The following is a 13,764-nucleotide window of genomic DNA, read 5'->3' as shown; positions in this document are numbered from 1 at the left end:
TTCGTAGGCTTAATGATATCTCACAGTAAGTCAGTGCGCTGGCGGGAGGGGATGTGAATAATTATTGTGAGTTAATTCGCAAACGGTATGCCGAAATTGCCAGCGGAGATCTGGGGTATGTCCCGGACGCGCTGGGCTGTGTATTGAAGGTGCTTAATGAAGTGGCCTCTGATGAGAGCCTTTCAGAGTCGGTCAGGGAAAAAGCAGCGTATGCTGCGGCGAATTTACTGGTGAGCGATTATGTCGATGAATGATACTTATCAACCCATCAATTGTGATGACTATGACAACCTCGAACTCGCCTGCCAGCATCATTTATTACTGACGCTGGAGCTAAAAGATGGCGAAGTGTTGAAGGCGAAAGCCAGCGATCTGCTTTCACGAAAGAATGTGGAATATCTGATAGTGGAAGACGCCGGTGCGACGCGTGAGCTGCGTCTGGACAAAATAGCCAGCTTCAGTCACCCGCAAATCGGCACCGTCGTGGTGAGCGAATCCTGATGACACTAACGGGCAGCCTGGCTGCCCGTTACGCTTTCTGCCACTCAAAACGGACACCCTCTTCTGACCATCCCTCTTCCGTGATGAAAACCCCTGCCGCAGCGATAAGCGTTTCACCGTAGAACAGTAGCGGCGTGGTATCGCGCAGCCACGGCGGCACGTTACACTCCTGCCATATTTTCTTCAGCTTCCGTCCCCCGTTGCGCCCGACGATATGCAGCATGCCGCCAGCCTTAAAGCGCACGGTGACTGGTTCACCGGGCTTCGGCAGCCGCACATGACCAGACGGCAGAAAAGAGACGCGTCCTGCCTCACTGGGCAATATCAGTGGTGCGTCAGGAGAAAGCCAGTCGAGCACTACATCGGTCAGTGAGGGGGGGGATTTTATCCACCAGAGTTCGCCTTTATAGCGTCTCACCTCAAAACCGTTCAGGTGGACGCACGGGGAAGCATCATCCCGCGCCAGGGCGACTTCGTCCCAGATACGGCTCAGCATTGTCCGCGATGGCATCGCGGCGCGATGAAAGGCCAACCAGCGTCGTAAGAGTGCGGCGCGACGTACCGGGCTCATCGCTTTCATCGGTGCGATCGCCAGCGCCCCGTCGGCAGAAATGAGTCCAGCCAGCTCGTCGCTCAGCAGCTCATCCAGCAACGACTCCTGTTCGGCGCACAGCATGGCGCTTCTTGCCGTCGCGTCGGCGAAATGCGGCCAGCGCTCGCCTAAAAGTGGGAGGACGCGCAGACGCAGGAAGTTACGGTCATAGCCGTCATCCTGGTTACTCTCATCTTCGATCCAGTTCAGCTGATATTCTCGCGCCCAGGTTTCCAGTGAGGCACGCGTCTCGCCAAGCAGCGGACGCAGTAGCGTAGTGCCGGCAAATTCAGAACGCGCCGGCATGGCAGAAAGCCCCGCCGGCCCGCTGCCCCGCTTAAGCGCCAGCAGAAAGGTTTCACACTGATCGTCCAGATGCTGGGCCGTGACCAGCGCTTCTCCAGGACGTAATGCCCCGGCAAATGCGGCATAGCGGGCTTTACGCGCCTGCGCCTCGATGCCCAGCCCTTCCTCCGCAAGCGTGACGCGCTCAACGATGAGCGGGATCGCCCAGGCCGCACACAAGGCTTCGCAGTGCGCCACCCACTCCTCCGCGTGAGGACTTAATCCGTGGTGAATATGCATCGCCCGAAGCTGGACGTCAGGTTCCCGATCGCGCCAGCGCTTAAGGCGATGCAGCAACACGGTGGAATCCAGGCCACCGCTAAACCCCACCAGCAGCTGGCGGTACGGTGAAACGGCTTGTGCGATAGCGGGTAAAGTCATAGGAGATTACACATAAAAAATGCCCGAACTGAGCGGGCATTATCACACATGGCGGTGATTACTGCTGATAAAGCTCCAGCGGCAGGCCGTCCGGGTCGTTGAAAAAGGTAAAGCGCTTGTCGGTGAAGGGATCGACGCGAATCGCTTCGCACGCCACGCCGTGCGCTTCCAGGTGTTTGACGGCGCTATCCAGGTCATCGACGCTGAAGGCAAGATGACGCAGGCCACAGGCTTCCGGGCGGGACGGACGCGCAGGCGGAAAAGGAAAAGAGAACAGCTCAATCACATATTGCCCGTTTAACGCCAGATCGCCCTTCCAGGAGTCACGCTCCTCGCGGTAGGCCTCGCTCATGAGCGTAAAGCCCAGGATATCGCAGTAGAAGGCCTTACTTTTCGCGTAATCGGTCGCAATGATCGCAATATGATGAACAGCTTTTAAACCCAGCATAGCTTCTCCTTTTTATGATGCCTGAACGTTACAACCGAAAACACGCGCCTGGCAAGCGGTCACCCTTATTTTAGGACTCGCACCCAGTAAACGCCGTTCTCGTCGCGCTTCGCGCCGTGGATATCGGTCTCAAAACCGGGATAGTGGCGCCCGACAGAGCAGAGCATCAGCAGGAAATCGAGCACGGCCCGACTCTCTTCGGTGATCATCTCTCCCGGCATCAGGAGCGGTACGCCCGGCGGATAAGGCAGGATCATGTTGGCCGATACGCGTCCGACCAGGTTTTCCAGCTCGACGGTTTCGATCTCCCCTTTCACCTGGCGCTGCCACGCCTTGTGCGGGGTAAACTTCATCTCCGGTAATACATCGAACGCCTGAAGCATCAGACGCGGCAGATCGTGCTGACGGATCAGCCTGTGGATCCCCTGAGCCAGATCCTGAATGCGCATATTACGATAGAAGTCAGGATCCTCCGCGTAGAGATCCGGGAGCATATTCTTCACCCGCAGGTTGAGATCGTAGGCGCGCTTAAACTCCATCAGCCCGCGCAACAACCCCATTGCCCGGGTTTTATCAATGCCAATGCTGAACAGGAACAGCAGGTTATAGGGACCGGTTTTCTCCACCACCACGCCACGCTCATCAAGGAATTTCGCCACCAGCGCGGCCGGAATACCTTCATCGCCCATCCTGCCCTGCTCATCCATGCCCGGCGTCAGGATCGTCACTTTGACCGGGTCGAGGAACATATGGTCGGCATCGGCATCCCGGAAGCCATGCCAGTCTTCGCCGGGCGAGACGGGCCAGCATTCGGCTTCATCAATCTCTTCCGGCTGCCAGATATCAAAGAACCAGCCGTCGGCTTCATCTTTCAGCCGCTGAACCTCTTTGCGGAAATGCAGCGCGCGCTCCACCGAACGGTTGATCAGGCGTTTGCCCGGATTGCCGCGCAGCATCGCCGCGGCCGTTTCAATGGAGGCCACCAGCGGATAGCTCGGCGATGTGGTGGTATGCATCATAAAGGCTTCGTTGAACGTGTCTTCGTCATACTCGCCTTTGATGTGAATAAGCGAAGCCTGGGAAAACGCCGCCAGCATTTTATGCGTCGACTGCGTTTCGAAGAACACTTTACCCGGCACGCGTTCACCGCTCATGCCGCTTTTACCGGCGTAAATCGGGTGGAAATTGGTGTATGGCACCCATGCGGAATCGAAGTGGATCGAAGGCACGTCGAGCGTCTTTTTGATCCAGTTCGTGTTGTACAGCAGACCGTCATAGGTCGAGTTGGTGATCACCGCATGAACAGGCCAGCTTGCGCCAGGAGTTGCCGCGACCTTACTTTCAATGGTGTCATGAGTGAACTCCCGGCGCGGAATGCCGCCAAGAATACCGAGCGCGTTACGCGTGGGTGACAGCCAGATCGGTACGACGTCGCTCATCATCAGCAGGTGTGCCAGTGATTTATGGCAGTTACGGTCAATCAGCATGGTGCTGCCAGCGGGCGCAGCGTACATCCCGACGATTTTGTTCGAGGTCGAGGTGCCGTTGGTCACCATATAGCTCTGCTCTGCGCCAAAGGTGCGGGCGATATACTCTTCGGCTTCCAGATGCGGGCCGGTGTGATCCAGCAGAGAGCCTAATTCGGTGACTGAAATTGACACGTCCGCTTTCAGGGTGTTGCCACCAAAGAAATCATAGAACAGGCAGCCCACCGGGCTTTTTTGATAAGCCGTTCCCGCCATATGACCCGGCGTACAGAAGGTGTATTTGCCTTCCTTCACGTAGGTGAAGAGCGCGCGGGTAAACGGCGGCGTAATGTTATCGAGGTACTCACCGGTATATTGCTGAATGCGGGTCGCAATATCTTCCGCCACGCCGAGGGAATACTCAAAAAACCACAGCGCCATACGCATATCATTGGCGCTGACGTCCATGGTGGAATGGGTATTAATAAACGCGTACAGCGGGAGGTATTCGTTCAGCTTGTTGATATCGCTGCACAGTTCGAGATCATATTCGTCCCAGTCGAAGATCACGCCGCAGATACGTGGGTTATGCTCGATGAACTTCAGCAGGTCGGCGCTGTTGTGTGGCCAGATTAGCTGATACCCGCGCGACTGCAGGGATTGCTCCAGCTCCTTAATCGGCTCATCTTTATAAAAGACGCCGTGCGGCCCCATAATGGCAATGATATTCATGGGCTTCCTCCTTAAAAAACATTAGCTAAGCATAGTCCGGCTAAACCGCAGGTATAAAAAAAGCCGCAACAGTGTGCGGCTTTTCAGATAATTGTGAAGCTTACGCGTAACCGTAGGTCATCAGACGCTGGTAGCGGCGGTTGAGCAGATCGTCTTTGCTCAGCACGTCCAGATCCGCCAGGTCAGCCAGCAGCTGCGCTTTCAGGGAAGCCGCCATCACTTCCGGCTTACGATGCGCACCACCCAGCGGTTCCGGGATGATGGAATCGATCAGCTTAAGCTCTTTCAGGCGCGGCGCAATGATGCCCATTGCTTCTGCAGCCAGCGGCGCTTTGTCGGCGCTTTTCCACAGAATGGACGCACAGCCTTCCGGGGAGATAACGGAATAGGTGCTGTACTGCAGCATATTCACTTTATCGCCCACGCCAATCGCCAGCGCACCGCCGGAACCACCCTCGCCGATAACGGTACAGATGACCGGCACCTTCAGACGAGACATCTCGCGCAGGTTGCGCGCGATGGCTTCAGACTGACCGCGCTCTTCCGCGCCCACGCCAGGGTATGCACCCGGGGTGTCGATGAAGGTGATGATTGGCATGTTGAAACGCTCAGCCATCTCCATCAGACGCAGGGCTTTACGGTAGCCTTCCGGTGCTGGCATACCGAAGTTACGACGGATTTTCTCTTTGGTTTCACGACCTTTCTGATGACCAATGATCATCACCGGGCGTCCGTCCAGACGCGCGATACCGCCAACGATAGCTTTATCGTCAGCGTATGCGCGATCGCCTGCCAGTTCGTCAAATTCGTCAAACGCCAGGCGGACATAATCCAGGGTGTACGGACGCTGTGGATGGCGAGCCAGCTGGGCCACCTGCCATGCGCCGAGATCGGCAAAGATTTTGCGCGTCAGCTCTACGCTTTTCTCGCGCAGACGATGCACTTCTTCGTCGATGTTAATATCCAGTTTTTCATCCTGACGGCTTACCGCTGTCAGAGAATCGATTTTCGCTTCCAGCTCAGCAATCGGCTGTTCGAAATCAAGGAAATTCAGACTCATAGTATTCCTGTATTAGTCAAACTCCAGTTCCACCTGCTCCGAACCAATGAGGCCACGGAGATCGTTCAGTAAACGATCGCTCGGAGAGACACGCCACGTTGCACCAAAGCGCAACCGCGCACGTGCATCCGCCCTCTGATAGTAGAGATGTACTGGAATGGTCCCCGAGCGGTGGGGTTCCAGAGACTGACGGAGTCGGTTTAAAAGCTGGTCATCAATTTGCCTGTCCGTCAGCGAGATAGCAAGCCCGCGAGCATATTTTTCCCGGGCTTCGTCAATGTCCATCACTTCGCGGGCGGTCATTTTAAGCCCCCCGCTGAAGTCATCAAAGCTGACCTGTCCGCTGACGATAAGTATGCGGTCTTTTTCCAGCAATTGCTGGTATTTATCCAGCGCGTCGGTGAACAACATCACCTCCAGACGCCCGGAACGGTCATCCAACGTACAGATGCCGATACGATTGCCGCGCTTGGTGACCATAACCCTTGCGGCAATCACGAGCCCCGCAGCCGTGGTGATTTTACCACGTTCTGTCGGATGCATGTCTTTAAGCCTGTGGCCGCCGACATAGCGCTCAATTTCTTTAATGTACTGGTTGATCGGGTGCCCCGTCAGGTACAAGCCTAACGTCTCACGCTCCCCATCCAGTACCACCTGTTCTGGCCACGGCTGGCAGTTGGAATAAGATTGCTCGATCTGCTCTGGCTCTTCCGCCAGCACCCCGAACATATCTGCCTGACCAATGGCTTCCGCTTTTGCATGCTGATCCGCTGCTTTCAGCGCGTCGCCGAGGGAATTCATCAGCGCGGCGCGGTGCGGGCCCAGCCTGTCAAACGCGCCGGACATGATCAGTTTTTCGAGCACGCGGCGGTTCAGTTTTTTGGTGTCGGTACGGGCGCAGAGATCGAACAGCTCGCGGAAATACCCGCCGTTGTTACGCGCTTCGATGATCGCCTCGATCGGACCTTCACCCACGCCCTTGATCGCACCGATCCCGTAAACGATCTCTCCATCGTCGTTAACGTGGAAATGGTAGAGCCCTGAGTTAATATCCGGCGGCAGGATCTTAAGCCCCATGCGCCAGCACTCGTCCACCAGGCCCACCACCTTCTCGGTGTTGTCCATATCGGCCGTCATTACCGCCGCCATAAATTCAGCAGGATAGTGCGCTTTCAGCCACAGCGTTTGATACGACACCAAAGCATAGGCGGCAGAGTGGGATTTGTTAAATCCGTACCCGGCGAATTTCTCCACCAGGTCAAAGATTTTAATCGCCAGCTCACCGTCAACGCCGTTCTTTCTCGCGCCTTCTTCGAAAGTGCCTCGCTGCTTGGCCATCTCTTCCGGCTTTTTCTTACCCATCGCACGACGCAGCATATCCGCGCCGCCGAGGGTATAGCCGGAAAGCACCTGGGCAATCTGCATGACCTGTTCCTGATACAGGATAATGCCGTAGGTTGGCTCCAGTACCGGCTTCAGGCTTTCATGCTGCCACTGAACGTCCGGGTAAGAAATCTCTTCGCGCCCGTGCTTACGGTCGATAAAGTTATCTACCATCCCTGACTGCAGCGGGCCCGGACGGAACAGGGCAACCAGTGCGATCATATCTTCGAAGCAGTCGGGCTGCAGACGTTTAATCAGATCTTTCATGCCGCGGGATTCAAGCTGGAAGACTGCGGTGGTCTCCGAGCGCTGCAGCATGTCGAAACTTTTCTTGTCATCCAGCGGGATGGCGGCAATGTCTATTGGCTCAAGGCCCTGCTTCTCCCGGCGCGGGTTGATCATCTTCAGCGCCCAGTCGATGATCGTCAGCGTACGCAGGCCGAGGAAGTCAAACTTCACCAGCCCGGCGTATTCCACGTCGTTCTTATCAAACTGAGTAACCGGATGCTCACCCGCTTCATCGCAGTAGAGCGGCGCGAAGTCGGTGATTTTCGTCGGGGCGATAACCACGCCCCCTGCATGCTTACCGGCGTTACGCGTGACGCCTTCCAGCTTGCGCGCCATGTCGATCAGCGCTTTAACTTCTTCGTCGGCTTCGTAGATTTCCGGCAGCTGCGGCTCGGCTTCAAACGCTTTTGCCAGCGTCATGCCCGGATCGGGCGGCACCAGCTTAGAAATACGATCGACAAACCCGTACGGGTGGCCCAGCACGCGGCCGACGTCGCGGATAACCGCTTTTGCCGCCATCGTACCGAACGTAATAATCTGCGATACCGCATCACGGCCGTACATATCGGCGACGTGCTCGATCACCTGGTCGCGTTTCTCCATGCAGAAGTCGACGTCAAAGTCGGGCATGGAAACACGTTCCGGGTTAAGGAAACGTTCGAACAGCAGGTCGAATTCCAGCGGATCGAGGTCGGTAATTTTAAGCGCATAGGCCACAAGCGATCCTGCTCCGGAGCCACGCCCCGGTCCGACCGGCACGCCGTTATCTTTCGACCACTGGATAAACTCCATAACGATCAGGAAGTAGCCGGGGAAGCCCATCTGGTTGATCACCTGGAGTTCAATATCCAGACGTTCATCGTACGGCGGCCGCTTCTCTTTGCGAACGGCCTCATCCGGGAACAGGAATTCCAGACGCTCTTCAAGACCTTCTTTTGATTTCACGACCAGGAAATCTTCCGTGGTCATGTCACCCGTCGGGAACTGCGGCAGGAAGTATTCGCCGAGGCGGACGGTAACGTTACAGCGCTTGGCGATCTCTACGCTGTTTTCAAGCGCTTCAGGAATATCGGAGAAGAGTTCACACATCTCCTCCTCGCTGCGCATGTACTGTTGAGCGGAGTAATTACGCGGCCGTTTGGGATCGTCGAGCGTGAAGCCATCGTGGATCGCCACGCGAATTTCGTGAGCGTCAAAGTCCCCCGGCTCTAGGAACCGTACATCGTTTGTCGCGACGACGGGTAGCCCGCGTTCTTCCGCAAGTGCGACCGCCGCATGCAGATAGCTCTCTTCGTCCTGGCGACCGGTGCGGATCAGCTCCAGATAATAACGATCCGGGAAATACTCTTCATAGAACGAGACGCATTGATCCACCAGTGCGCTATTGCCGCGCAGCAGACATTTGCCGACATCACCCATACGGCCGCCAGAGATCAGCAGCAGCCCTTCGTTGAGCTCAGCCAGCCAGTCCCTGTCGATCCACGGGCCCAGCGCACCGTATCCGCGCTGATAGGCTTTAGAGATAAGCAGAGTGAGGTTTTGATAGCCCGTGTTGTTCATCGCCAGCACGGAGATTTGCGTCATTTCATCGCCGATGAGATCGCTCTGCACATGAAAATCTGCGCCGACGATAGGCTTCATCCCCGCGCCGTGCGCCGTTCCGTAAAACTTCACCAGGCCACACAGGTTGGTAAAATCGGTGATCGCCAGCGCGGGCATGCCAAGGGAGGCCGCCTTTTTTACCAGCGGCCCGGTCTTCGCCAGCCCATCGATCATGGAGTAGTCGCTATGCACCCGCAGGTGTACGAAACGTGGTTCAGCCATCTTCAGATTCCGCGTTACTTAATTGCTTGCGTATTGATTCAGGACACCCGTCCCAGCGCGCGTTTCACCGGGCCAAAACTGCGACGGTGGTGTTCGGTTGCGCCATGTTCAGCCAGCCTTTCCAGATGGAAAGGTGTGGGATACCCCTTATGCTGGGCGAAACCATACTGAGGGTAAGTGAGGTCCAGCGCGGCCATTTCAGCGTCGCGCGTCACTTTGGCAATAATAGAAGCTGCGCTAATTTCTGCGACCCGGCTATCGCCTTTGACGACCGCCATTGAAGGCATGGGCAATGCAGGACAGCGGTTGCCGTCAATCAGAACATATTCCGGGGAAATTTTCAGACCCGCTACCGCACGCTGCATCGCCAGCATCGTGGCATGCAAAATATTCAGCTCGTCTATTTCATGCGGTTCAGCGCGCCCCAGGCTCCAGGCCAGCGCCTTCTCCTGAATCTCACCAAACAGCGCCAGCCGGCGCTTTTCAGACAATTTTTTTGAGTCGTTCAGCCCGATAATCGGGCGAGCCGGATCGAGGATCACCGCGGCGGTCACCACGGCCCCGACTAACGGGCCACGGCCCACTTCGTCCACGCCCGCCACAAGACGAGTGTGAGGATAAACAAATTCCATCATTTTGCTAGCTCCAGCACCGCATCCGCCGCTTGCTCATCAGCATTACAGCGGATCAGTTGATGCAGTTCGCGGAAGGTATCGTGCATCTGGTGGCTGGTCTTGCCGTCGGCGAGCAGCGGCAGCAGTGCATCGGCAAGCGCCTGCGGCTGGCACTCGTCCTGCAACAGCTCTTTCACCAGCTCGCGCCCGGCAAGCAGGTTTGGCAGCGAGACATAATCCGTTTTCACCAGACGTTTTGCCAGCCAGAAGGTGAAAGGCTTCATGCGATAACCGACCACCATCGGGCATTTCGCCAGCATACATTCCAGCGCCGCCGTGCCGGAGGCCAGCAGCGCGGCATCGCTCGCATACATCGCTTCCCGCCCTTTGCCGTCCAGAAGACGGACGTGAAGATCCGGGGCAACTTCCGCTTTGATGCGCTCAAACTGCTCGCGGCGTTTGGCATTTACCAGCGGAACAACCACTTCAAGGTCGGGATAGGTCTGGCGAAGAATTTGCGCTGTTTTGAGGAAATCGGCGCTCAGCATCTCCACTTCTGCACCACGGCTGCCTGGCAGCAGTGCCAGACAGTGGACATCATGCGGGATGCCCAGCGCGTCGCGCGCCGCGTTTTTATCCGGATCCAATGGCATCGCATCCGCCATGGTATGACCGATAAAACGGCACGGAACATTAAATCTGTCGTAAAACGCTTTTTCGAAAGGCAGGAAAGCCAGCACCAGATTGGTGGACCGTCCGATTTTGAAAACGCGTTTCTGTCGCCACGCCCAGACGGACGGACTGACGTAGTGAATGGTTTTTATGCCCTGCTTTTTCAGATTCCCTTCGAGGGTAATGTTGAAATCAGGTGCATCGATACCGACAAACACATCCGGTTTGAGTTCGGTAAAGCGGCGGGTGAGATCGGCACGAATGTGCAGCAAACGGCGTAGCCGTCCCAGCACCTCAACGATGCCCATTACGGCGAGCTCTTCCATTTCGTACCAGGCTTCACAGCCTTCGGCCTGCATCAGCGGGCCAGCAACGCCGACAAAGCGAGCATTGGGTACACGCGCCTTAAGCGCGCGGATGAGACCGGCACCAAGAATATCGCCGGAGGTTTCTCCGGCGACCAGGGCTATCGTAAGCGGACGACTGTCGACCATTAACGAATCAGACCCCTTGTTGAACGGTCAAAGAACTCCATGAACGCGTTCACTTCCGGGTGCTTATTCGCCAGCTCGGCAATTTCCGGCTTCGCCTCTTCCAGCGTTTTACCGCTACGGTACAGCAGTTTGTACGCGTTGCGGATGGCAGTAATCGCTTCGCGACTAAAACCACGACGCTTGAGGCCTTCGATGTTCACGCCAAACGGCGTGGCATGGTTGCCCTGCGCAATCACATACGGTGGAACGTCCTGCGCCACACCGGAGCATCCGCCAACCATCACGTGCGCACCAATGATGCAGAACTGATGGACTGCGGTCATGCCGCCAATAATTGCGAAGTCATCAACCGATACGTGTCCTGCCAGCGTTGCGTTGTTGGCAAGAATACAGCGGTCACCCACGGTACAGTCGTGCGCGATATGCGCATTAACCATAAACAGGTTATCGCTGCCCACCTTCGTCAACCCACCACCTTGTACTGTTCCACGATGAATGGTGACGCTTTCGCGAATACGGTTACGATCGCCAATTTCCAGACGGGTCGACTCACCAGCATATTTCAGATCCTGGTTAACTTCGCCGATGGAGGCGAACTGATAGATCTCGTTATTGCAGCCAATGGTCGTGTGACCATTCACGACAACGTGAGATTTCAGTACTGTACCCTCACCAATTTCGACATGGGGTCCAACAATACAAAACGGGCCAATGTGGACGTTAGCACCAATGATGGCACCGGTTTCCACAATAGCGGTAGGATGAATAAAGGCGGATTTATCAATCACGTATCAGGACTCCCGGCTACGAGCACACATCATCGTCGCTTCGCAAACAACTTTGCCGTCAACCAGCGCTACGCCTTTGAAGCGAGTCAGGCCACGACGCGTTTTTTCAAAAGTGACTTCCATGATCATCTGATCACCAGGCACGACAGGACGCTTAAAGCGCGCTTCATCAATACCTGCGAAGTAATACAGCTCACCTGGCTCCAGTTTGCCAACGCTTTTAAACGCCAGAATACCGGTAGCCTGAGCCATCGCTTCCAGAATCAACACACCCGGGAAGATAGGCTTACCAGGGAAGTGCCCCTGGAAGAACGGCTCGTTCACGGAAACATTTTTCACTGCGCGCAGAAAACGACCTTCTTCAAAATCCAGCACACGGTCTACCAGCAGAAACGGGTAGCGGTGCGGCAGAAGTTCTAAAATCTCTTCAATATGCAGAGTATGAGTGTCAGTAGTCAAAATACTCTTCCTGTCAAAATGTACTGATAACAATAATAACACGGCCTGCCGGTTTATTAGAAAGCCGACAGGCCGGGAAAAATAGCGTTAAACGGATGACGCTTAATCTTGTTGATCGATCTTACGCTCAAGAGACTTGAGGCGCTTGCTCATATCATCAATGTTCATCACCAGAGCTGCTGTTTTACGCCATACCTTGTTGGGTTGTAGCGGAATGCCTGAGGAATAGACGCCAGGTTCAGTGATAGGACGCATTACCATGCCCATTCCCGTCACAGTGACCTTGTCGCATATTTCCATATGGCCATTAATCACGCTCGCGCCGCCAATCATGCAATAACGGCCAATTTTCAGACTGCCAGCCATGATGACGCCACCCGCAACCGCGGTATTGTCGCCAATCACAACGTTATGCGCAATCTGGCACTGGTTATCGATGATAACACCATTACCAATGATCGTGTCGTCAAGCGCGCCACGGTCAATGGTGGTACAGGCGCCGATCTCTACGCGATCGCCAATAATAACGCGACCAAGCTGCGGGATCTTAACCCAGTTACCACGATCGTTAGCGTAACCAAAGCCATCAGAACCAATCACGGTGCTGGACTGGACGAGGCAATTTTCGCCAATTTCAACATCATGATAAACGGACACATTGGCCCATAAACGGGTCCCGGCGCCGATTTTCGTATTTTTACCAACGAAGCAACCTGGGCCAATGACGACGTTATCGCCCAGCACAACGCCGGATTCGATAACCGCATTCGCGCCAACGGCGACGTTGTTACCCAGCCTGGCCGTCGCATCAATCGCTGCGCTGGCAGCAATGTTCTGGGCCGGCTGCGGCGTGGTATCGAGAATTTGAGCCATGCGTGCATACGTCAGGTAGGGGTTTTTCACTACCAGCGCGCTTACAGTGGCAAATGGAAGATCGTCCTGCGTCAGTACAACAGCTGACGCCTGGCATTGAGCCAGTTGCTCACGGTACTTAGGGCTTACCATGAAGGTAATCGTGCCAGCTTTAGCAGATTGCATGGACGCAACAGCGGTGATGACGATATCGCCATCACCGTGTAATTCTGCATCCAACTGCTGAGCTAAATCAGCCAGTCGAATTGAAGGCATTACTTATTTAACCTGTTTCAGAACATCAGCAGTGATGTCTTTAACATCTTTGCTGTTAAAAGCAACGGCATTCGCATCTACAACCAGATCGATACTCTGATCGGCAGCCACTGCTTTAACAGCAGTCTGAATGCGAGTTACCAGCTTGCCGCGTTCTTCGTTAGAACGACGCTGACGATCCTGCTCGAAAGCCTGCGCTTTCTGGGAGAACGTCTGGCGCTGAGCCATTACGTCTTTTTCCAGCTTGCTACGGTCGCTTGCTTTCATGGTAGAACCATCACGCTGCAGACGCTGCATTTTGGACTGAAGATCGTTTTCCATACCCTGCAGTTCGCTTGCACGGCCTTTGAATTCGTTTTCCAGAGTCGCAGAAACACCTGTTTTCTGTGCAACCTGCTGGAACAAATTACCCATGTTGACGATTGCAATTTTGTCTGCTGCCTGAGCAGAAGTTGCCATCGCTAAACCGAGACCTGCAGCTAATAACCACTTTTTCACAATTAACTCCTTACCATCCCATTGGCACCAGAAGGTACCGTTCTTTGCGTGGCAAGGCGACCGTGTTACCGATCGCCAGTTGTCAGCGCTA

General features: G+C 55.3%; 13 protein-coding genes. 2 read left to right on the top strand and 11 right to left on the bottom strand.

The window, feature by feature from the left end:
• Nucleotides 1-53 precede the first annotated feature (53 nt).
• Nucleotides 54-254, top strand: coding sequence for a YaeP family protein (locus V1566_RS07065; protein ID WP_008501889.1), 201 nt, complete (start codon nucleotides 54-56; stop codon nucleotides 252-254).
• Entirely contained in the window at nucleotides 241-501 is a 261-nt protein-coding gene (rof, locus tag V1566_RS07060; RefSeq protein ID WP_395305442.1) for a Rho-binding antiterminator, read from the top strand. The genes V1566_RS07065 and rof overlap by 14 nt, the downstream gene beginning before the upstream one ends.
• A 28-nt stretch (nucleotides 502-529) precedes the next feature.
• Here rof and tilS read toward each other — a convergent pair whose 3' ends face one another.
• From tilS to skp, 11 genes are all read right to left on the bottom strand, one after another.
• Complete coding sequence (gene tilS, locus V1566_RS07055; RefSeq protein ID WP_395305441.1) at nucleotides 530-1,819, bottom strand: tRNA lysidine(34) synthetase TilS; 1,290 nt, start codon at nucleotides 1,817-1,819, stop codon at nucleotides 530-532.
• 58 nt (nucleotides 1,820-1,877) lie between these two features.
• Nucleotides 1,878-2,267: a VOC family protein gene (locus V1566_RS07050; RefSeq protein ID WP_194400679.1), complete on the bottom strand. Its 390-nt coding sequence runs from the start codon at nucleotides 2,265-2,267 to the stop codon at nucleotides 1,878-1,880.
• A 65-nt stretch (nucleotides 2,268-2,332) separates the two neighbouring features.
• A complete protein-coding gene (locus V1566_RS07045; RefSeq protein WP_395305440.1) occupies nucleotides 2,333-4,465 on the bottom strand; it encodes a lysine decarboxylase LdcC in 2,133 nt (710 codons plus the stop codon).
• A gap of 100 nt (nucleotides 4,466-4,565) precedes the next feature.
• Entirely contained in the window at nucleotides 4,566-5,525 is a 960-nt protein-coding gene (gene accA / locus V1566_RS07040; RefSeq protein ID WP_023310466.1) for an acetyl-CoA carboxylase carboxyl transferase subunit alpha, read from the bottom strand.
• 12 nt (nucleotides 5,526-5,537) lie between these two features.
• Nucleotides 5,538-9,020, bottom strand: coding sequence for a DNA polymerase III subunit alpha (gene dnaE, locus V1566_RS07035; RefSeq protein WP_257258661.1), 3,483 nt, complete (start codon nucleotides 9,018-9,020; stop codon nucleotides 5,538-5,540).
• A 38-nt stretch (nucleotides 9,021-9,058) separates the two neighbouring features.
• Complete coding sequence (gene rnhB / locus V1566_RS07030) at nucleotides 9,059-9,655, bottom strand: ribonuclease HII (RefSeq protein WP_063145194.1); 597 nt, start codon at nucleotides 9,653-9,655, stop codon at nucleotides 9,059-9,061.
• Entirely contained in the window at nucleotides 9,652-10,800 is a 1,149-nt protein-coding gene (gene lpxB / locus V1566_RS07025; protein ID WP_121425064.1) for a lipid-A-disaccharide synthase, read from the bottom strand. The genes rnhB and lpxB overlap by 4 nt, the downstream gene beginning before the upstream one ends.
• Complete coding sequence (lpxA, locus tag V1566_RS07020; RefSeq protein WP_023310462.1) at nucleotides 10,800-11,588, bottom strand: acyl-ACP--UDP-N-acetylglucosamine O-acyltransferase; 789 nt, start codon at nucleotides 11,586-11,588, stop codon at nucleotides 10,800-10,802. Before lpxA ends, lpxB begins: the two co-directional genes overlap by 1 nt.
• 3 nt (nucleotides 11,589-11,591) lie before the next feature.
• Nucleotides 11,592-12,047, bottom strand: coding sequence for a 3-hydroxyacyl-ACP dehydratase FabZ (fabZ, locus tag V1566_RS07015; protein ID WP_010426706.1), 456 nt, complete (start codon nucleotides 12,045-12,047; stop codon nucleotides 11,592-11,594).
• Nucleotides 12,048-12,149: 102 nt separating this feature from the next.
• Nucleotides 12,150-13,175: a UDP-3-O-(3-hydroxymyristoyl)glucosamine N-acyltransferase gene (gene lpxD / locus V1566_RS07010; RefSeq protein WP_032644136.1), complete on the bottom strand. Its 1,026-nt coding sequence runs from the start codon at nucleotides 13,173-13,175 to the stop codon at nucleotides 12,150-12,152.
• Between the two features lie 3 nt (nucleotides 13,176-13,178).
• Entirely contained in the window at nucleotides 13,179-13,673 is a 495-nt protein-coding gene (skp, locus tag V1566_RS07005) for a molecular chaperone Skp (RefSeq protein WP_045907838.1), read from the bottom strand.
• Between the last annotated feature and the right edge of the window lie 91 nt (nucleotides 13,674-13,764).

Origin of the sequence: Enterobacter sp. ECC-019 (assembly GCF_043974075.1) — a bacterium.
GTDB lineage: Bacteria > Pseudomonadota > Gammaproteobacteria > Enterobacterales > Enterobacteriaceae > Enterobacter > Enterobacter asburiae_D.
The sequence above is the reverse complement of the archived record's forward strand: the minus strand, read 5'-3'. Positions and strand labels throughout refer to the sequence as shown.